This is a genomic window from Pseudovibrio sp. Alg231-02 (assembly GCF_900143565.1).
Classification (GTDB): domain Bacteria; phylum Pseudomonadota; class Alphaproteobacteria; order Rhizobiales; family Stappiaceae; genus Pseudovibrio.
Map to the genome: position 1 here is coordinate 144,570 of NZ_FREX01000010.1, position 20,639 is coordinate 165,208.

Genomic DNA, 20,639 nt, shown 5'->3' on the forward strand with positions numbered 1-20,639 from the left:
TGGCAAAAGTTTTTTCCAATTGCGGCCCTCTGAATCTCCCGTGGATATCACCGTTTACCAATCAAGATTTGTGGTGAAATTGAGTCTTTTTGGCCACCTTCAGGTGCTGCCCTGAACCGCAAAAGTCGATTTTCCACGCCCACCACTAATATTTCAAACATCGCATATCAGCTATGCAAAATTGACCTACCTACATTATACTTACTATAATGTACTTAGAGCGCGACTAAGTGAAAATGCGGGCGCCCTGTTGCACTGTTTCGCAAACGCACAAAATTCGCGCCTCTAAACACGTAATTTCATAAGTAAACTCATAGGATTAGATCCATTCCAGACCTCTTCGCAACGCACACAACTTGAGCGAGTTATATCACTACCCACAATTGGCCGCCCAATATCCAAAATGTATGCATTTGTATAATTCTGCCTTGCATTTTTTGCAGGTCTGCCAGCCATTTCGGAATTGACATAAATCAAGATGCGGCCCCACTTGAAGCGTACAGTCAATGTCAACAAGCACTGGACGCAAGGAAGCGTAACTCTCTGCAAGCCTTTGGAATTTACTTGTAGCACCACGCTAAATTGCTCAAATGATGAAGGACCTAAAAATGGGCGTTCACCAGAACATCGATAAAGCTACCGCCGACACTCTTCCTTTTCTGAAAGACGACGGACCCAAGGCTTACGCAGGTTTCAAAAAGGGTGACTGGAACAAAGAAATTGACGTGCGCAATTTCATTCAGCTCAACTACACCCCTTATGAAGGTGCTGACGACTTCCTTGCTGGCCCAACCGTTGCAACAACCAAACTCTGGGACAACGTTCTTGAGTTGATGAAAGAAGAAAACAAGAAAGGCGTTCTCGACGCTGACACTGAAGTTGTTTCTTCTATCGTTTCTCACGCACCAGGCTACATCAACAAAGATCTCGAAAAGATCGTTGGTTTGCAGACCGATGCCCCATTGAAGCGCGCTTTGATGCCTTACGGCGGCCTGAAAATGGCAGCAGCCGCTCTGGAGAGCAATGGTTACAAACTCTCAGAAAAAACCGCTGAGGTCTTCTCTAAACACCGCAAAACACACAATGACGGTGTGTTCGATCTCTACACTCCGGAAATTCGCCGCGCTCGTTCCGCTGGTATCGTAACCGGCCTTCCAGATGCTTATGGCCGTGGCCGCATCATCGGCGATTACCGCCGCGTTGCGCTGTACGGCATCGACAAGCTGATGGAAGACAAGAAAGCACAGCATGCTTCCCTGGACGGCAACGTCCTGAATGAAGAAACACTGCGCCTTCGTGAAGAAATCTCAGAGCAGTACCGCTCCCTCGCTGAACTGAAGGAAATGGGCGCTGCACACGGCTGCGACATCAGCCGCCCTGCAGAAAACGCTCAAGAAGCTATTCAGTGGCTTTACCTCGGCTACCTTGCTGCGATCAAAGAGCAGAACGGTGCAGCCATGTCTCTGGGCCGCACAACCACCTTCCTTGACGTATACATCCAGCGCGATCTGGACAAAGGCATCATCACGGAAGATGAAGCACAGGAACTGATGGATCACTTCGTTATGAAGCTCCGTATGGTTCGCTTCATGCGTACTCCAGATTACAACGCGCTGTTCTCTGGCGATCCGGTATGGGTAACTGAATCCATCGGTGGCATGGGCGTCGATGGCCGCACATTGGTCACCAAAAGCTCCTTCCGTGTTCTGCAGACCCTTGTGAACCTCGGCCCTGCACCAGAACCAAACCTGACCGTTCTGTGGTCCGAGCATATGCCTAAGGGCTTCAAAGACTACTGCTCAAAGATCTCCATTGAGACCTCTTCTGTTCAGTACGAAAATGATGACCTGATGCGTCGTTACTGGGGTGATGACTACGGTATCGCTTGCTGTGTATCTGCAATGCGCATTGGTAAGCAGATGCAGTTCTTCGGCGCACGTGCCAACCTTGCAAAAGCAATGCTTTACGCAATCAACGGTGGCATCGACGAGAAAACTGGCAAACAGGTTGGTCCAAAAGCGCACCCAATCACCGGCGACGTGCTGGAATGGGATGAGCTGGAACCACTTTACGACCAGATGCTCGACTGGATTGCAAAAGTCTACGTTCAGGCGCTGAACTGCATCCACTTCAGCCACGACAAGTACAACTATGAGCGCGTTGAAATGGCGCTGCATGACCGCGACATCCTGCGCACCATGGCCTGTGGTATTGCTGGCCTGTCCGTTGTTGCTGACAGTATCTCCGCAATCAAAAACGCGAAGGTCAACATCATCCGTAACGACGAAGGTCTCGCAGTTGATTACGAAATTGAGGGTGATTTCCCTTGCTTCGGTAACAACGATGACAGCGTTGATGTGATTGCAGAAGACATCATGAAGAAATTCATGAGCAAAATCCGCAATCAGCCAATGTACCGCAATGCGACACCGACACAGTCTGTTCTGACCATCACATCCAACGTGGTGTACGGTAAGAAGACTGGCTCTACTCCGGATGGACGTAAAGCAGGCGAACCATTTGCACCGGGTGCAAACCCAATGCATGGCCGTGACCAGAAGGGCGCAGTGGCTTCCATGAAGTCTCTCTGCAAACTTCCTTACGAAGACAGCCAGGACGGTATCTCTTACACCTTCTCCATCATCCCGGGCGCACTGGGCAAGGACGAAGCTGAACGGATCGACAACCTGTCCCACCTGCTCGACGGTTACATGCATGACATGGGTCACCACATCAACGTGAACGTGTTCGATCGCAAGACCTTGGAAGATGCAATGGAACATCCTGAACTGTACCCACAGCTCACCGTTCGTGTCTCCGGTTACGCCGTGAACTTCATCAAGCTGACCCGTGAACAGCAGATGGATGTGATCAACCGTACATTCCACGGTCAGCGCTAACAGCACTGGGCCAATGGTCAGCGCTTATAACGCTCACCTCTCAATCTCCAAGACAAGGCGCGGGACTCAGTCCCGCGCCTTCTTTGCTGCGACAAATCCGCTGAAACGTGCTCCAATTGCTCAAAATAAGTGCGACAGGAGCGCACATGCACCGAAAATGGATGGCTGCGTTGCACAATTTCATCTTTAAAAACAAGGTCAAAGGCCTTACTTTTAAAGCATTATAAAAAGCAGAAGCGGCCCGAGGAAAAATCCTCACTCCCTATCAAAAACAGGCCGCTCGCAAACAATGATAAAGGACGCCAGCCATGCAAGACACCATGGGTTATGTTCACTCAGTAGAAACAGGCGGAACGGTAGACGGTCCGGGCCTGCGCTACATTGTGTTCACCTCTGGCTGTCCGCTACGCTGCCTGTACTGCCACAACCCGGACACTCTGAAGCTGAAAGCTGGCAAACAATCCTCCGCCTATGAGCTTTTGAAGGACATCTCCACCTACCGCACTTATTTTGAAACCGGTGGCGGCGGCCTGACCGTGAGTGGCGGTGAACCTATGGCACAAAAAGAGTTCCTCAAAACGCTTCTTTGGGGCTGTAACCAGATGGGCGTTCACACCACCGTGGACACATCCGGCTATCTGCACGCCAACCTCGATGATGAAACCATCGACATGGCAGACCTCTACCTGCTCGACATCAAATCCTGGGTGCCAGAAACCTACAAGAAGGTCACCGGCGTTGAAGTTGGCCCAACCCTTGAGTTTGCAAAGCGTCTGGAAAAAATGGAAAAAGACGTCTGGATCCGCTTTGTGCTGGTACCAGGCCTCACAGATGCCCCTGATAACGTCGAAGGCGTCGCACAGTTCGTCTCCGAGCTTGGCAACGTGAAGCGCGTTGACGTTCTGCCCTTCCACAAAATGGGCGAACACAAATGGCAATCCATGGGCAAAGCCTACCAGCTCAAAGACACCCGCGAGCCATCAGCCGAAGAAACGGAAGCTGCCAAAGAAACCTTCCGCAAGTACGGATTGGACGTACACTGAACATCTGCCATGCTTAGGCCACAGGCGCCCCAAAGATACCTGTCGATTACATAGGTTCTCCTGATTTTCAGGAAAAAGTCGCCACAATACCTTCCCAGACTAGCCCTCGAAAACACGGGGCTTTTTCATGAAAAAACGAGTTATCCTCGGTGGGCTGGCTATGCTCACCGCAAGCGCATCAGTTGCAGATGCAGGCTTTAATCAAAGCAGGGCGGAAAAATTCGCCAGGAAAAATGAAAAACATATCATCTGCTACTACCTCTACGGCTTGACGAACCAAAGCAGCAAGCAGGACATCGCCAGAGGCGTCATCACGGCCATGGCCTATGCCAAAGGCATGAAGAAACAGGAAGCCATCTACGCCCTGGGCTACGGCTCCGGCAAGATCTCCGCCATTCTGGAAGCCGACCCAGACCACCGCGAAGACCTGATCGAAGAACACAGCAAAGACTGCAAATAACAAAAAGGCTGCTATCGGTGTGATAGCAGCCTTTTGAATTCTCAGTCTCGAAATCCCACTTTACTGCGGTTCTCCAAGCACTTTCAGCACATCATCCTTGGAAACAGCGCCTTCATATCCCATTTCACTGCGGATATGAGAGACCACCTGAATACGCTCCGCATTGTCCCTGGCAAGCTTGCCAGTACCGTGCCACAAGCTGTTTTCAAAGCCAATCCGCGCATGTCCACCATGACCAAACGCCAAAGCACCACACGCCGTTTCAGCCCGCCCAAAGGCGCAAAGCATAAACGGATTGTCCTGCGCAATATGAGCCGCAGCATCGCGGGCGCTAAGGAAACCAAGCAAGTCACGCGGATCGCTCTCCTGATCCTTAGCATAACGGCCAAGCACATAAAGCTGGCTGCCATACCCGGCCGGAACAACGCCCTCACCCATCAGCAGATCGAGACGAGCAACATCTTCCGGCGCATACAGGATATGCTGAACCGCACGGCCCGCTTCCTTCGCTTCATGGTAGAACCGGCGCGCCAGATCCACATCACCGCCCTCTGGCGCCATTTCACGCATGGCAACAGAAACAGCCTCAGGCTCTACAGCGGCAACAACATCATACTGTTCCTGTGCACTGTACCGGCCAACCGCTTCAGTAGTGATCTGAACAACCAGCTCAGGGCACTTGGCCGTCACCTCAAGGATAAGCTCTTTGTATAGGCCAGCATCCAGAACATGCTGTCCCTCTGCACCGCGCACATGGGCATGGAGGGCATCAGCGCCCTCCGCTTCCACGCTCACCGCGCAGGCAACGACGTCTTCAATCGTCACCGGCAGCTGCGGATGATCCGCTTTGCCACGACGCGCACCATTCGGCGCACTCATGATGAGCCGCTTTGTCATCAGATAGAAACTCCGGCCTGCGTGAAACTCTCTTTCATTGCAAGGCTTAGCTTCTCGACGATCTCAGTGATATGACTGTCATCAATGATGAATGGAGGAGCAAGAAGAATGTGATCCCCCGTTTTACCATCAACCGTACCACCCATCGGGTAACACATCAGACCCGCCTTCATGGCATTCTGCTTCACTTTCGCATGAAGCTTTAAGGACGGATCAAGCGGCTCTTTCGTATCCCGGTCCTTCACCAGCTCAAGCGCACGGAACAGGCCACGGCCACGAATGTCAGCCACATATGGGTGCTGACCAAACTCATCATGCAGAGCAGCAGACAGTTTCTCACCCATGGTGCGCACATGCTCCATACGGCCTGGCGCCGTCAACTGGTCCATCACAGCAACACCAGCAGCAGCAGCCAGAGAATGCCCCATGTAGGTATGACCATGCTGGAAGAACCCAGAGCCCGTCGCGATAGTATCGTAGATCTCTTTAGAGCACAGCATCGCGCCAAGTGGCTGATAACCAGCACCAATACCCTTAGCAACGGCAACGATATCCGGGCGAACCTCATCTTCGTTACACGCGAAGATATGACCGGTGCGGCCCATGCCACACATCACTTCATCCAACACAAGCAGGATGCCGTACTTGTCACAGATCTCGCGAATACGTTTCAGGTAGCCCTTAACAGCCGGCACCGCGCCCATGGTTGCACCAACAACAGGCTCAGCGAAGAAAGCAGCAACCTTCTCCGGTCCAACACGCAAAATCTCTTCTTCAAGAAGGTTGGCGGAACGCTGCCCGTATTCTTCGAGCGTTTCACTCTCTTCCTTGTAGCGATAGGCGTAACAAGGATCGATATGAGACATTTCGATCAGCAGTGGACCGAACATTTCACGGCGCCACTTGTTGCCACCAGCAGAAAGCGCTCCCAGCGTATTTCCGTGATAGCTCTGCCAACGCGCAATCATATGCGAGCGTTGGTGTTCTCCCTTTTCAACAAAGTACTGCCGTACAAGTTTAACAGCAGACTCCATTGCCTCCGATCCACCTGAAACCAGATAGACACGGTCAATGCCTTCAGGAGCTTGGGCCACCAGTTTATCGGCAAGCTCTTCCGCCGGCTCACTGCCAAAAAAGCCAGTGTGAGCGAACGAAAACTTATCCAGCTGGTCCTTAATCGCGTCGATCACTTGTTCATTAGAGTGACCAAGGCAGGAAACCGCGGCGCCCCCACAGGCGTCAAGGTATCTCTTACCAGTGGAATCAATAAGGTAGCACCCGTCGCCTTTAGCAGCTGTTGGTAGTGTTACACGGGTATTTCTAGGAAAGATGTGGCTCATTTTACAGCCTCCGGGCTGTAGCTCTGTTGTTCGATTGACCGTCCATAGACACGCAAAACTACGCGTGACATTTTGCACAGGCACCACATTGCCTACGTCAAAGTACTTGTCCATAAAAAACTATGAAATATCTCCAGATTGTGATTGGAGACACCCGCACAAAAGACAGGTGAGATATTTTACTACAAATTCCAGCAATAAAATTAGACGGAGCCACACCCAACTACGCAAAACCCCGTGCAGCTTACGTGAAAGTCACTTAGTCGCCGAAAGACTCACTCAGTAAAATCTGAACGACCTAGAGCACGCCCGAAGCCGTACGCCGTGTCTGGCGAAGTATCCAGTGCGGCTTTTTCTGCGAAAACATCAAAAGCGTCATGACCAGCGTCAGCGCTTCAGCCACAGGCAGAGCATAAAACACGCTCATCGGGCCAATCACAAACCACAGGACAACGATCAGCAGCAGCGGCATTACCAGTGACCGGGACACAGCAATCAGTGCCGACTGGGTCGCACAATGCATACCTGTAAAATAGCCGGAAAACGCGATATTGACCCCGTTGAACAGGAAGACAGGCCAGATCACACCAATGATCTCAATCGTCAGCTCTACTGTCGAGTGATCTGCATCTCCAACAAAGGCACTTGCCAGCAACATGGGTTGGAAAATCAACAGGCACGCCAGTAACAAGCCAACAACAAAATTGGTCCCGACCCCAAGCGACAAAAACTGATAAATCCGCCGCGGTTTTCGTGCACCAAAATTGACACTCACCAGGGGCCCAAGCCCCTCACCCACGCCATAAAACACCATGATACCGCTGAAGAACAGATAATTCACAATGGTGAAAGCAGCCACGCCTTGCGCACCAATTTCGGTAATCAGGATCCAGTTGAACAGGAACACGACAATACCGCCGGAGCTCTCATTGATGAACTCAGACAGGCCATTATAGGCAGCCGTGTACATCACTCGCCAGGATCCAAAGGGCCGTAGAAATCGCAACTTGGCGCTTTTATTGGCGAAATGCAAAAGCAGAAACAGCATGCCAGCCTGACTGGCCAGTCCCGTTGCCAGCGCAGCACCCCAAACGCCCCATCCCAGATACCCTATCATCCAGGCATCCAGCACAATGTTGACCGCAGTGATCATCACCATACCGGCAAGGGAAAAGTTGGGGCGACCGTCAACGCGGACGAAATGCGACAGCGCAACCGCAAGGCTCAAACCGGGAAAGAACCACGCAACGGTGAAGATATACGTCTCCACCATCTCAGCAGTTTCCGCGTTTGCACCAAGCATCCGTGCAGCTGTTGGTGTAAAAATAAGCAGCAATGCCGCAAACACCACGGAAAAAGCCAGGACGCTGATCAGTGCCTTCATAAAGATGTTGGAGGCATCTCTTTCCCGTTTCTCACCGATGAACTTGCCTGCCATCACGGCAGCGCCAACGGTCAGCATCACCACCACGCCAAAGTAAAGCGCAAACATAGGCGTAATCAGGCTGAGCGCAGCCAATGCCGTCGCACCAACAAAGTTTCCGACAAAGATGCCATCAACAATACTGGCAGAAGCAATGGAAATCATGCCAAGCACAGCAGGAACCGCAAACCGGAAAAATTCTTTCGCCGGATGTCCTTTGGTCATCTGCTCGTTTGCCATTGCCACTGACATGTTTTCACCTTTGCCTACGAGAGTGCTCTCCCGCTTTTCCAATCAAAATTGATAAGAAATTGAATTTGAACGATCGATCAACTTGGACATATGCTCAATTTCATGCTATGTCAAGATTGACCAATTTAAAGAGCTAATCTGGAACGCTATATGGCCTATCTGGCGAAGGAAGAACGCCGCAAAGCAATCATTCTGGCAACGCTGGACGTTGTGAAGGAAAATGGGTTTGCTGGCATCACCACCCGCGCCGTAGCCAAACAGCTTGGCGCCGCAACCGGCATTATTCATCACCACTTTAAATCACTCACAGACTTAAAGTGCGAAGCCCTGCGCTACCTCTCTCAAAAGAACGGCGACAACTGCATCTTCGTCTCCAAAGATCTTCCACCGACACAAGCCCTGCTCCGCCTCATCAGCTTCAATGCAACCCCGCAAGAAAAAGCAGAGACCAGCATATGGATCAGTGCAGCAGATGAAGCCAACAGAGACCCGGAGTTTGCCCGTGTCTACGCTGAAGAAACCAACAAAATCCAGGAATGGATCTACAACAACCTTAAGGAAGGGGTTCGCACCGGCGAGTACACCCTCACCTTACCCGCCGAACTTGTTGCATGGAAACTCATGTCACTGGCCTTTAATCTCTACGACGTGTCCAACCTGCCCGACACAGATCTGACACCAGACATGGCCGTCCAGATCCTTAAGGAAGAACTGAAGTCAACACTCGGCCTCAACAGCAAAGACCTTGCGTCTCAGCTGCTTTCAAGCCATTAAGGTGAGACTTGATCATCGCACAACTTCAGAGAGCTTTCATGAAGAAGATCCTCATCCTCAACGGACCGAACCTGAACCTGCTTGGAATGCGCCAGCCAGAAGTTTATGGCTCCACCACGCTTGCAGAGATTGAAGATCAGTGCCGCGCCCACGCAAAACAGCTCGGCCTAGACATAGAATGTAAGCAATCCAACCATGAAGGCGAGCTGATCGACTGGATCCACGAGACCCGTCAGACGCGGACCGCAATCGTGCTCAATGCAGGCGCTTACACTCACACCTCAATTGCAATCATGGATGCAATCGCCAGTGTGGAACGCCCGGTGATCGAACTCCACCTCTCAAACATCCACCAGCGGGAAGAGTTCCGCCACACCTCCTACATCTCCAAGGTCGCAAAAGGCATGATCTGCGGTCTCGGTGCGCACGGCTACACACTTGCCATGGACGCCGCACTTCGAATTTTGGAAGAAGAAGACTAAGCAACCGATAGGCGCAGCCACTTTGTCTCATCGGGCGAACTCAGAAAACTCAAGCGTTCTCTGGGTTCACTTGCCGTTATACTGTGCAACAACAACAAGCCCTTGAACGGGTTTTCCATCCTCAAAACGCGGCGTGATTTCATCCAGCTCAATAAGTGCAAAGTCGTTATCCGCCAGCACCTTGCGTAGATAATCAGCAGAATGAGCAAACCTTCCACGATTGCTCATCACATATGGTTTTTCTGAAAAAGCCTCGTCTGCCGCTGTTTCCGTTGTGAAAATGACCTTGCCATTAAGCTCAATGTTCTTCGCAAGGCCAGCGACAGCCTCCTCCAGTGCACCAAGATAAATAAATGTATCGCCAGAGATGATTAAGTCCCAGCGTTCACCCCAGTCGTTCTGCAGGAATTCAGTCAGATCATTCAAATAAAGATCGTCATAAAGATTTTTCTGATCGGCCTTCTCAAGCATCCCTTCAGAAAGGTCTACTCCCGTCTTATGCAGTGCAAGATCGCCGATTACCTCAGTGCACAAACCAGTGCCACACCCCAAATCCAAAAGGCGTTTAAACCTGCCCTCTGTGAACTTGCGGACCATCTCCTGAATAATCTGAGGTACCGCATAGTTGAGCTGTTTCGTCAGGTGCTGATCAAAGTTGTCTGCATAATTGTCAAAAGTCTTGCTCACACACTGCTCAGGCACTGTGTCAGGTGTGTAATTCTCATCGTTCGATCCAGATGCTAACTGCTCTTGCTCGATAGCACTTAAATCCTGCTCTACATTTTTTAAAGCAAGCTGCTCAGCTTCTTCAGTCTTGCCTGCCTCTTTAAGATCCTGCACTTGGCAGTCGATCAAGAACTTTTTGAGCGCAGCATGTATAGGGTTGTCTTCATCATCTGAATTGAAATTGATATTCATCATCGTGACATGCCTCTGCCTAAAGCAAACAAGGTGTTTTTCATAAAAGGACTAGATCAAAAAAAACATGATGAAGACTTACGTTGCTTGATAAATATCTCTTTGTATTTTTGTCAGACAGTTTGGATACGCTGTTGTTTTTTGTTCGTCCTGTGGAGCACGACAGGCTCCCCCTCGCACTCATAAGCATATGGGCGATTAGCCTTACCGGAGGAGCCAAGCCTTCAAATCAGTCGTAATTCTTGGAACTACGCAGCTTCTTGATGTTGCCGCGCTGCTTCTTCCCTTCCATTCGCCGGCGCTTGGAGGCCAGCGTTGGCCGTGTGGCTTTGCGCGTCTTGGGCACATAAGCTGCTTTGCGAATAAGCTCCAGCAACCGCTCCAACGCATCTTCTCTGTTGCGCTCCTGCGTGCGGAAGCGATCAGCCGTCAAAACGACCTCACCCTTCAGCGTCAGACGTGAGCCCGCGATCTTGCGCAAACGAGTCTTTAAGTCATCCGGGAGAGTCGCATTTCCATCCAGATTGAATCGCAATTGCACGGCGGAAGACACTTTATTCACGTTTTGACCGCCCGGTCCGGACGCCCTGATGAAGTCTTCTTTGATGTCGCGTTCCTCAATTGAGTAGCGCTCATTCACCTTTATTTTTTTGCGCTCGCTCATCTGGCCCGCCCGTTACACCACGCATGCATAGCATTGATTGAAATAAGAAATTTTACTCTTTGGTCAAAAAACAACCAGTAAAGCAACAGTGCACGCTATAATACCAGCCCCTCAGATTTGCAAAGTTTTACGCAACAAAGCCACGCTCCACCGCAGGTATAGGCGAACGTATAATGCACGTATATGTTTGATATCGCTTGATTTAGTCAGTTCTTCTACCTAGTCTCGAATCCATATCCTGCCAGAGGGTAAAATAATTAAGGCGCTCAGCCGAACAAGCAATATTCGTCTCAAGCGTTACTGGAGGGGAAATGACAGAGACTAACATATTGGCGCGGGACGAGATCCAAGAGATCACCGGCCTGACTACAAACAACCTTGATGCCTACTGGATGCCATTCACGGCAAACCGGCAGTTCAAGAAAGATCCACGCCTTCTCGTGAAGGCCAAGGACATGCATTACACCGCCGCCGATGGCCGTCAGATTCTGGACGGTACAGCAGGCTTGTGGTGCTGCAATGCTGGCCACGGACGCCAGAAGATCGTCGAAGCTGTGCAGAAGCAGGTCGCCGAGCTGGATTACGCACCAGCCTTCCAGATGGCACATCCCAAGTCGTTCGAGCTCGCGGCCCGTCTAGCAGCTCTCATGCCAGACCCGTTGAACCACGTGTTCTACACCAACTCCGGCTCAGAGAGCGTTGAAACCGCCCTCAAAATGGCACTGGCCTACCACAAGGCTAAGGGAGAAGGCTCACGGACCCGCCTGATTGGGCGTGAACGCGGCTATCACGGCGTCAATTTCGGCGGCATTTCTGTTGGCGGCATGGTTGCCAATCGCAAACAGTTTGGTGCGATGCTCGCTGGTGTTGACCATATACGTCACACCCATGGCATTGCAGGCAATGAGTTCAGCAAGGGCGTGCCGAAAAACGGCATTGAGTACGCTGAAGATCTCATGCGCCTCATCCAGCTCCACGACCCATCCACCATCGCAGCAGTGATTGTAGAACCGGTCGCGGGCTCCGCTGGTGTGATCCTTCCACCAGAGGGCTATCTGAAGCGCCTGCGCGACATCTGTGACGAGCATGGCATCCTGTTGATCTTCGACGAAGTCATCACTGGCTTTGGTCGCCTGGGCACTCCGTTCGGTGTCGATTACTTTGACGTCATCCCGGACCTCGTCACCACAGCCAAAGGCCTCACCAGCGGCGTTGTGCCAATGGGGGCAGTGTTTGCCAGCTCCAAGGTCTATGACGCATTCATGACCGGCCCTGAGCATCTGATCGAGCTGTTCCACGGCTACACCTATTCAGCTCATCCACTTGCCTGTGCAGCTGCTCTGGCAACGCTGGATGTCTACGCTGAAGAGGAGCTGCTCACACGCGGCGCCAAGATGGCACAGTACTGGCAGGACGCCCTTCACTCCTTGCGCGATTGTCCAAATGTAATCGACATTCGCAACATCGGCCTGATTGGTGCGATCGAGCTGGAGCCGATTGCAGGCGAGCCAACCAAGCGTGCATTCACCGCCTTCCTGAAAGCTTATGAGAAGAACATTCTCATCCGCACCACAGGCGACACAATCGCAATGTCTCCACCACTCGTCATCTCAGAAAGCGAGATCGACGTACTGGTTGGCACACTACGCGACGTCCTTAAGAACCTGGATTAAGTTCCTGTTTCAGCATGGAATTTCAAAGAGGCGCCACGGCGCCTCTTTTTACATACCGTAACGTTATAAGCAACTTACACGTACATTCTAAAGTTAATCCTTATTAACTTTAACCAGTTCCTGAGCAGCAATTCACCACATATCCCAGCATGCACAACAAAGCCTCTCGCCATGAAACCACGAGGCTGATAATGTGCCGTCCGAATTACAAAAGCTCTCATGCATCAGGACTCCCATGCTACCTTCCCGCGACATTTCCCGCCTCATCGAAATCATGAAAGCCCTCAGAACACCTGAGACAGGCTGCCCTTGGGATCTGGAGCAGAACTTCAAAACCATTTCGCCCTACACCATCGAAGAGGCCTATGAAGTTGCCGATGCAATCGAGCGTGAAGACCTGAGTGATCTGAAAGAAGAACTGGGAGACCTGCTCCTTCAGGTCATCTACCACTCCCGCATGGCCGAAGAAGAAGACGCCTTCGCCTTTGGCGACGTGGTAGAAACCATCACCAAAAAGATGATCCGCCGCCACCCGCATGTGTTTGGAGATGACAAGCAAAAAGCAGCGGGCTTCCCGAAAGGCACATGGGATCGCATCAAGGAAGAGGAAAAGCAGGAGCGCAAACAACAACGCGCTGCAATGGGCCTCATTGATCAGATGCCACGCTTTCTGGATGAAGTGCCATCCGCATTCCCAGCCCTGACAGAAGCGGAAAAACTCCAGCACCGCGCCTCCAAAGTTGGGTTTGACTGGGGTGCTGCAGAGCCCGTCCTCGACAAGATCAAAGAGGAAGTGGAAGAACTCACCGTTGAAGTCACAGCCAACACGCCAGACCGCAGAAAAATCGAAGACGAACTCGGCGACGTCCTGTTCGCCATCGCCAACCTCGCCCGTCATCTGGAAGTCCAGCCAGAAGCCGCCCTCAAACGCACCAATGCTAAGTTCCGCCGCCGCTTCGCCCACATAGAAGACGCAGCAACAGCCGAACAACGCCCGCTTAAAGACCTCTCCCTCGACGAGATGGAAGCTCACTGGCAAGCAGCTAAGAAGTTTGATCCAGCAAGCTAAAAGCACTGTCAGGCGAGCGGACAACACCTCGCCTGATCAGCAATGTGCGCATTAGAGCAACGGGCACGTATCTGGATTCAGTTCCCGCAGGTAACCAGCCTCAAGATATGGCTGCACCTTGCCCCACTCCTCCAAAACCTCAGCTGCAAACTCCGGGTGAGCAAACCAATCCGCCACATCCACCGGATACTTGTTTGCAGGTGCAATCATCTTGATTACCTCTGGCCAATGCCGCTCCAACGTCATCAAATAGCGACGGGACGCGCTCACACTACCAACGGCAATCACAGAGCCAATGGCCTCAAAAAGCCCAAGCTCCTTCAAACGCTCAAGTGAGAACGCTACATTCTCACCCGTATTCGTCGCGCTGGTCTCCAAAATTATGTAGTGCCTTGGCACACCGCCAGCAACAAGCGCCTCACACATCTCATGCGCCTCAAGTTGCCCTGACGCTGTGTACTCACCACCAGTAATCAGAACTCGCCCAACAAGCCCATCACGCCACAATTGCACTGTGACCTGAACCCGCGCCTCAGCACTTCTGTGGGATCCAAACAGAAGACAAAGATCAGCCTTTCGGATCTCGGTTCTGACAAGCAAATAGCGACTAATCTCAGCGATCAGTTGAGGTGTAAGCTTCAGATGTGAATTGGCTGGGCAGGTCATGACATAACCAGACTAACGACCAAAACAACAACCAGCAACGCTACAGCAGACAACACTCCCTCAATTCCCTCACAAGCAGGAAAGCTGGAAGACTGCGCATAAAGCGGATGCCTACGGCATATCCCAGCCCACCAACAAAAAAGCCCCACTCGCATGAGCAGGGCTTTCTTGTTTTCATTCGTCTCTCAAGGGCGATCAGATCGGTGAGTAACCACCGTCGTCATCTTCATCACCATCTTCTGAAGTCGGCTCTTCAGCCAGCTCCAGCCCGGTCACGAAGTATTTCGCGAAACGTTCCCGGACGCGAGATCGATGTGCATCAGGAACGCGAACAGATAAACGAATACCGTCCTCTGTATCGTCACGCGAGAGGATCTCGCAGTTCTGATAGAGCCATGCATGTCCCTGCCCGTCGCTGTGTGGCAGGATCATCGTCACGGTATCCAGCTGCTCAGCCAAACGCGTTTCGATGCGGGCAATCAGATCTTCGATCCCATCACCACTCAGCGCAGAAACCGCAACCGGTCCCTCATCAACCGAGTTACTTTCAAGCAACTTGGCGCGATGTGCCTCGTCCAGCATGTCGATCTTGTTATAGACCTCAATGACACGATCACTCTCAGACACTTTAAGACCAAGCATCTCAAGCGTTTCATTCACATCCTGAGACTGCGCTTTGGTGTCCTCATGAGCAATATCGCGCACATGAAGCACAATATCAGCCTGAATAACCTCTTCCAGCGTCGCCCTGAAAGCAGCCACCAGATTGTGCGGCAACTCGGAAATGAAGCCAACCGTGTCTGACAGAATGACCTCACGGCCATGCGGCAGCTTCAAACGGCGAAGCGTAGGATCGAGCGTCGCAAACAGCAGATCCTTGGCAAACACCTCCGCATTGGTCATGCGGTTAAACAGCGTAGATTTGCCCGCATTGGTGTAGCCAACAAAAGCGATGACCGGATGCGGCACTTTCTTACGTGCTTTGCGGTGAAGCTTACGGGTGCGCTGAACCTGCTCCAGATGACCTTTCAGCAGCGTGATACGATCCTGAATGATACGCCTGTCGGCCTCAATCTGGGTCTCACCCGGGCCACCAACAAAACCAAGACCGCCGCGCTGACGCTCAAGGTGAGTCCAGGACCGCACCAGACGGGATTTCTGCCAACTCAGGTGAGCAAGCTCGACCTGCAGGCGACCTTCCTTGGTCTGCGCACGTTCACCAAAAATCTCCAGAATAAGACCCGTCCGGTCAATAACCTTGGTGTTCCAGTCTCGTTCCAGATTTCTCTGCTGGATTGGGGTGAGCGGATGATCAACAACAACCAGCTCAATCTCTTCGACATCAATTCGCAAGCGGATCTCTTCCACCTTGCCTGAGCCGAACAGACTTCCCGGTTTTACATTTGCCAATCGAACCAGACTTGAGGAGACAATCTCCAACTCGATTGCAGCTGCTAGTCCAACAGCTTCTTCCAGTCTGGCTTGTGGGCTGCGCTCGGCACCAAAGGGGCGCTCAGGAGCACCTTTCCCTCTCGCCAGAGCTCTACTTTGAATAATCGGTACGATGACGAGTGACCGGGTTCCCCGGGTCACTTCGTCTTCGCCGGCCTCAACATTCGCATCGCGTTGCTTGCGGTTCAGACCGGCCTCTTTTTTAGATTGGGGCTTCATCAGCCTCCTGCTTTTTCGCCTTCTTCTTCAGCTGGTTCGAACAGCTGTATAGGGCTATTTGGCATGATTGTTGAGATAGCGTGCTTGTAAACGAGCTGGGAGTGCCCGTCACGACGCAATAATACGCAGAAATTATCGAACCAAGTAACTACACCCTGCAGTTTTACACCATTGATCAAAAAGATTGTCAGTGGCGTCTTCTGCTTCCTGACATGATTTAAAAATGTATCTTGAAGATTTTGAGCGCGGTCAGCCATAACTATTTTTTTCCTGTTCTCAGTGGACACGGCCGCGGCATCCACCATTTACTGTTCCCATCCTCGAAACGGCCAAGTGACACTCACAAACACAAGAGAGATGCCCCAACACTAATAAGGTGCGCCGTCTTTCCTAAGTTCCCTTCAGCAAACACCGGAGGCACTTAACCCCCGGCAACCGTCAGTTTAATCAACTCTGACGCTTCATGGAATGATTTTCTTAAGTCTTGAACGATTGGACCGGGCTTACCATCACCCAAAATTGTTCCATTTACTTTCACGACGGGCATGACAAGCCCCGATGCACTTGTTAAAAATGCCTCTTGCGCACTTTTTGCCTCTTCCAGAGAGAAACCGCGTTCTTCTACGGAAAAGCCTTTCATTTCCGCCAGTTTTAGAACGCCCGCTCTGGTAATTCCTTTTAAGATTCCGTGGGTAGCAGGTCGCGTCACCAAAGTGCCGTTCTTTAGAATTATCCAAGCATTGGTTGAACCGCCTTCAGTTATCAGGCCTTTTTTATCCACAAACCATGCTTCGCGGGCACCGGACTCCTTAGCCTTTTGTTTAGCAAGGACATTAGGCAAAAGACCAACAGTCTTGATATCGACCCGGTCCCAACGATTCTCTTCTACTGTAATGACACCAACACCCTTGGCCGCAATTTGGTCCATTTTGTGTGACGGCACCGATTTTGCAGTCATCACAATAGACGGCGGAGTCCCAGCTGGCGGGAAATAATGGTCGCGCGGAGCCACGCCGCGCGTAACCTGCATGTAGATCAAGCCGTTCTTCACCCGGTTGAGCGAAATCACTTCCTTCATCACCCGCGTCAAGGCTCCACGTGACATAGGGGCGGAAATCTGCAGTTCACTCAGTGACCGATCCAGCCGGTCCAGATGGGCGCTCATGTCCACAATCTGACCTCTCCAGACCTCACACACCTCATAAACGCCATCAGAGAACTGGTAGCCCCGGTCCTCCACATGCACGGCTGCATGAGAATGTGGCACATATTGTCCATTTACGTAGGCAACACGGCTCATCAGCCTCTCCTGTTCAGGAACATTCAACAGGTTACATCTAAGGGCATTTACTGAATACTATCAAGTGGCTAACAGCAGATAAAACTAGATATTTCCGAGTGGGATCACTGAGAAAACCTGAGCTTCCGTTTTGGGAAGCTAAAACCAGCCTGCTATCCGGGCGTTTAAGCCAGAAATACTTAAAATCACAGGTTTATAGACGGGAAGAAAAAACAAAGGCCACGACACCTCTGCTGGCCAGTCGCGAACACTCGCGTTTCAGGCTTACCGGATTGATGTTCCAGCACTTTCATACGAGAGCGCCGGAACCATGTAGCAAAACTGGCTCTAGAAGAATTCCAGTGACACGCGGAACATCTGCTCCACCTGACGCACCTTGTCTGCGATAGCAAAAATCACAACACGGTCATGGGCTTGAATACGCTCGTCACCACACGGTGTCACCACCTTGCCATCACGCAAGATTCCACCGATGCGAATGCCTTCTGCAAGCTCAACTTCACGTAGGGGACGACCAACGAGCGGCGAAGTATCCAGCGCCTCAGCCTCAATCACCTCAGCAGCACCGTTTTGCAGCGCATGAACTGCCCGAATACGGCCACGGCGCACATGCTGCAAAATCTTGGAAATCGTCACCTGACGCGGGTTCACAAAGGCATCAATGCCCAAAGCATGCGCAAAAGCTGGATAACTGGTGTTGTTCAGCAGGGAAAGGTTCCGCTCACAGCCCATTTTCTTAGCCATGACGCAGGACAGGATGTTCACCTCATCCTCATTGGTCAGCGCCACCATCATGTCGGAATCTTCGACATCTGCTTCCTGCAACATCACCTGATCCAGCGCACTGCCATGCAACACCACAGTTCTGCGAAGTTCATCCGCAATACGAATAGCGCGATCACGCGAATGCTCGATAATTTTTACTTTGGTTCTGCTTTGCTTTTCCTCAAGACGGCGAGCAACGTAAGCACCAATATTACCACCACCAGCGATAAGAACACGCTTGGCCTCAGGCTCTTCATGACCGAAGATGCTCAGTGTACGACGCACCTGACCGCGCTCACAGCACACATAAACCAAATCCCCTTCCCGCATCATATCAGAGCTGTGCGGAACAAAGACCTTGCCTTCACGTGCGATACCAACAACCACTGCTGACAGATCCGGAAACAACTCAGTCAACTGGCGCAGTGGCGTATCCAGCACCGGACAATCACCGCCACAGTCGATCCCGACAATGATCATGTTATCATCCGCAAAGCGCACAGTTTCCATGGCACCTGGCAGCGACAAGCGCCGCAAGATCATCTCACCCACTTCGATTTCAGGAGAAATGATTACGTCAATTGGCATGTTATCGCGCGAAAACAGATTGCGGTAATGGGATTGCAAATAGCTTTGCGCACGCACACGCGAAACCTTGATCGGCACGTTAAACAAAGAGTGTGCCACCTGACATGCGACCATGTTGATCTCATCATACAAGGTCACGGCAATAATCATGTCAGCCTGATCAGCACCAGCCTGCGCCAGCACATCCGGATGCGCACCATGGCCAATAAAGCCGCGCACATCCAGTGTGTCACGAATGGCATGAACCAGCTGTGGGCTGGTATCAATCACAGAAACGTCGTTCTGCTCCGCTGCAAGTTTTTCGGCAATGCCGTACCCAACCTGTCCGGCGCCACAAATTACAACCTTCATAATTCAGTCCTTTGCTCCACCTCAAAGCTCACCGATCAGGTGAGACCAAGAGACTTGAGCTTTCGGTGCAATGCTGACCGTTCCATACCAATATATTCAGAGGTACGCGAGATATTACCGCCAAAACGCTTAACCTGTGCTTGCAGATATTCACGTTCAAACTGTTCCCGTGCTTCACGAAGTGGCAAGGACATCAACTCTTCACCACCAGAAGACCCCGGCATGCTTGGCACAGTCGATGCCACCTCAGCAGGCAGAAGATCCGCTGTAATCACAGCTTCTGAATCAGCCCGTGTCAGGATCATCAAACGTTCAACATTGTTGCGCAGCTGGCGCAGGTTCCCCGGCCAGTCATGCGTTTGCAGCACAGCCATCGCATCTTCACCAATCCGGCGCATTGGCAGACCAGTGGAGTTGGAAATCTGCTTCATGAAGAAATGGATCAGCTGAGGAATATCCTCACGGCGTTCTTCAAGCGCAGGCACCCGCAGCGGCACAACAGCCAAACGGTGATAAAGGTCCTCACGGAACAAGCCTTCCGCAATCCGGTTTTCCAGATTATAGCCACTGGAAGACAAGAGACGCACATCCACCTTCACCTTGTTGTGGCCACCCAGACGGGTGAAGGTCTGATCCACCAGCACACGCAGAATTTTATTCTGCGTCTCCAGCGGCATGTCGGCAATCTCATCCAGATAGATGGTCCCGCCATGCGCCTCTTCAAGCGCGCCCACCTTGCGCGGTGTGGAGTCAGTCTCTTCAATGCCGAAGAGCTCCTCTTCCATCCGCTCCGGTGTGATATTCGCCGCAGAAAGCACCACAAACGGTGATTTGGAGCGAGGAGACGCTTCATGGATCGTCCGCGCAACGGTCTCCTTGCCAGAACCAGACGGCCCGGTGATCATCACACGGCTATTGGTCAGACAAATACGCTCAATCGTCATGCGCAGGTTGTTAATGGAGGACGAACTGCCCACCAGATTGGAAACGTCGCCAGCACGCTGCTTCAGTTCCTTGATCTCGCGCTTCATGGAAGAAGCTTCCAGCGCGCGCTCAGTGATCAGAACCAGCTTGTCTGCCTTAAACGGCTTCTCGATGTAATCGTAGGCGCCTTTTTTGATCGCAGAAACCGCTGTCTCCACGTTGCCGTGACCAGAAATGATCACAACAGGCAGGTCAGGGTTTTCTTTCTTGATCACCTCAAGCACTTCAAGCCCGTCGAGCTTGCTGCCCATGAGCCAGATATCAAGAATAATCAGAGAAGGACGACGGTCCGCAATCGCAGCCAACGCCGCATCACTGTTGCCAGCGGTGCGGGTATTATAGCCGTCATCCTCTAAAATTCCGGCGATCAGCTCACGAATATCTGCTTCATCATCAACAATCAGAATGTCACTTGCCAC

The 20,639-nt window shown here is 51.7% G+C and carries 18 protein-coding genes; 7 read left to right on the forward strand and 11 right to left on the reverse strand.

The window, feature by feature from the left end:
- Window positions 1-608 precede the first annotated feature (608 nt).
- The 3 genes from pflB (at window position 609) to DHN43_RS22385 (ending at window position 4,403) form a co-directional block, all read left to right on the forward strand.
- Window positions 609-2,900: a formate C-acetyltransferase gene (gene pflB, locus DHN43_RS22375; protein ID WP_208995568.1), complete on the forward strand. Its 2,292-nt coding sequence runs from the start codon at window positions 609-611 to the stop codon at window positions 2,898-2,900.
- Between the two features lie 308 nt (window positions 2,901-3,208).
- Complete coding sequence (pflA, locus tag DHN43_RS22380) at window positions 3,209-3,943, forward strand: pyruvate formate-lyase-activating protein (RefSeq protein WP_108820102.1); 735 nt, start codon at window positions 3,209-3,211, stop codon at window positions 3,941-3,943.
- A gap of 127 nt (window positions 3,944-4,070) precedes the next feature.
- Window positions 4,071-4,403: a hypothetical protein gene (locus tag DHN43_RS22385; RefSeq protein WP_057466239.1), complete on the forward strand. Its 333-nt coding sequence runs from the start codon at window positions 4,071-4,073 to the stop codon at window positions 4,401-4,403.
- A 60-nt stretch (window positions 4,404-4,463) separates the two neighbouring features.
- Here the strand turns inward: DHN43_RS22385 and DHN43_RS22390 are convergent, their stop codons facing one another.
- The 3 genes from DHN43_RS22390 to DHN43_RS22400 form a co-directional block, all read right to left on the reverse strand.
- Complete coding sequence (locus DHN43_RS22390; protein WP_108820103.1) at window positions 4,464-5,300, reverse strand: 3-keto-5-aminohexanoate cleavage protein; 837 nt, start codon at window positions 5,298-5,300, stop codon at window positions 4,464-4,466.
- Window positions 5,300-6,640 (reverse strand): aspartate aminotransferase family protein, encoded by a 1,341-nt coding sequence (locus DHN43_RS22395; RefSeq protein WP_108820104.1) that lies wholly within the window; start codon window positions 6,638-6,640, stop codon window positions 5,300-5,302. Before DHN43_RS22395 ends, DHN43_RS22390 begins: the two co-directional genes overlap by 1 nt.
- A 298-nt stretch (window positions 6,641-6,938) precedes the next feature.
- Complete coding sequence (locus DHN43_RS22400; protein ID WP_108820105.1) at window positions 6,939-8,315, reverse strand: MATE family efflux transporter; 1,377 nt, start codon at window positions 8,313-8,315, stop codon at window positions 6,939-6,941.
- 150 nt (window positions 8,316-8,465) lie between these two features.
- On the opposite strand from DHN43_RS22400, the gene DHN43_RS22405 reads away from it, so the two are divergent.
- Both DHN43_RS22405 and aroQ read left to right on the forward strand, forming a co-directional pair.
- The gene (locus DHN43_RS22405) at window positions 8,466-9,089 is read left to right on the forward strand and encodes a TetR family transcriptional regulator C-terminal domain-containing protein (RefSeq protein WP_108820106.1); all 624 of its coding nucleotides are present in this window, start codon (window positions 8,466-8,468) and stop codon (window positions 9,087-9,089) included.
- 38 nt (window positions 9,090-9,127) lie between these two features.
- Window positions 9,128-9,571: a type II 3-dehydroquinate dehydratase gene (aroQ, locus tag DHN43_RS22410; protein WP_063304023.1), complete on the forward strand. Its 444-nt coding sequence runs from the start codon at window positions 9,128-9,130 to the stop codon at window positions 9,569-9,571.
- A 66-nt stretch (window positions 9,572-9,637) separates the two neighbouring features.
- On the opposite strand, the gene DHN43_RS22415 is transcribed toward aroQ, so the two are convergent.
- Together DHN43_RS22415 and arfB are read right to left on the reverse strand one after the other, a co-directional pair.
- Entirely contained in the window at window positions 9,638-10,492 is an 855-nt protein-coding gene (locus DHN43_RS22415; RefSeq protein WP_108820107.1) for a class I SAM-dependent DNA methyltransferase, read from the reverse strand.
- A gap of 226 nt (window positions 10,493-10,718) precedes the next feature.
- Window positions 10,719-11,153, reverse strand: a complete 435-nt coding sequence (arfB, locus tag DHN43_RS22420; RefSeq protein WP_057466233.1) for an alternative ribosome rescue aminoacyl-tRNA hydrolase ArfB — start codon at window positions 11,151-11,153, stop codon at window positions 10,719-10,721.
- 311 nt (window positions 11,154-11,464) lie between these two features.
- Between arfB and DHN43_RS22425 the strand changes: the two genes are divergently transcribed.
- Window positions 11,465-12,826, forward strand: coding sequence for an aspartate aminotransferase family protein (locus tag DHN43_RS22425; protein WP_108820108.1), 1,362 nt, complete (start codon window positions 11,465-11,467; stop codon window positions 12,824-12,826).
- A 235-nt stretch (window positions 12,827-13,061) separates the two neighbouring features.
- Window positions 13,062-13,895 carry a nucleoside triphosphate pyrophosphohydrolase gene (mazG, locus tag DHN43_RS22430; RefSeq protein ID WP_108820109.1) on the forward strand — a complete coding sequence of 278 codons (834 nt, stop codon included), beginning with the start codon at window positions 13,062-13,064 and terminating at the stop codon, window positions 13,893-13,895.
- A gap of 51 nt (window positions 13,896-13,946) precedes the next feature.
- Here mazG and DHN43_RS22435 read toward each other — a convergent pair whose 3' ends face one another.
- The 6 genes from DHN43_RS22435 to ntrX form a co-directional block, all read right to left on the reverse strand.
- On the reverse strand, window positions 13,947-14,561 hold the full coding sequence (locus DHN43_RS22435) for a YdcF family protein (protein WP_108820110.1): 615 nt from the start codon (window positions 14,559-14,561) through the stop codon (window positions 13,947-13,949).
- A 195-nt stretch (window positions 14,562-14,756) separates the two neighbouring features.
- Window positions 14,757-16,232: a GTPase HflX gene (gene hflX / locus DHN43_RS22440; protein WP_063311267.1), complete on the reverse strand. Its 1,476-nt coding sequence runs from the start codon at window positions 16,230-16,232 to the stop codon at window positions 14,757-14,759.
- Window positions 16,232-16,489 carry an RNA chaperone Hfq gene (gene hfq / locus DHN43_RS22445; RefSeq protein WP_008546823.1) on the reverse strand — a complete coding sequence of 86 codons (258 nt, stop codon included), beginning with the start codon at window positions 16,487-16,489 and terminating at the stop codon, window positions 16,232-16,234. The genes hflX and hfq overlap by 1 nt, the downstream gene beginning before the upstream one ends.
- A gap of 164 nt (window positions 16,490-16,653) precedes the next feature.
- Window positions 16,654-17,532, reverse strand: a complete 879-nt coding sequence (locus DHN43_RS22450) for a D-amino-acid transaminase (RefSeq protein WP_108820111.1) — start codon at window positions 17,530-17,532, stop codon at window positions 16,654-16,656.
- Window positions 17,533-17,859: 327 nt separating this feature from the next.
- On the reverse strand, window positions 17,860-19,236 hold the full coding sequence (gene trkA / locus DHN43_RS22455) for a Trk system potassium transporter TrkA (protein ID WP_057466224.1): 1,377 nt from the start codon (window positions 19,234-19,236) through the stop codon (window positions 17,860-17,862).
- A 35-nt stretch (window positions 19,237-19,271) separates the two neighbouring features.
- The gene (gene ntrX, locus DHN43_RS22460) at window positions 19,272-20,639 is read right to left on the reverse strand and encodes a nitrogen assimilation response regulator NtrX (protein ID WP_063288837.1); all 1,368 of its coding nucleotides are present in this window, start codon (window positions 20,637-20,639) and stop codon (window positions 19,272-19,274) included.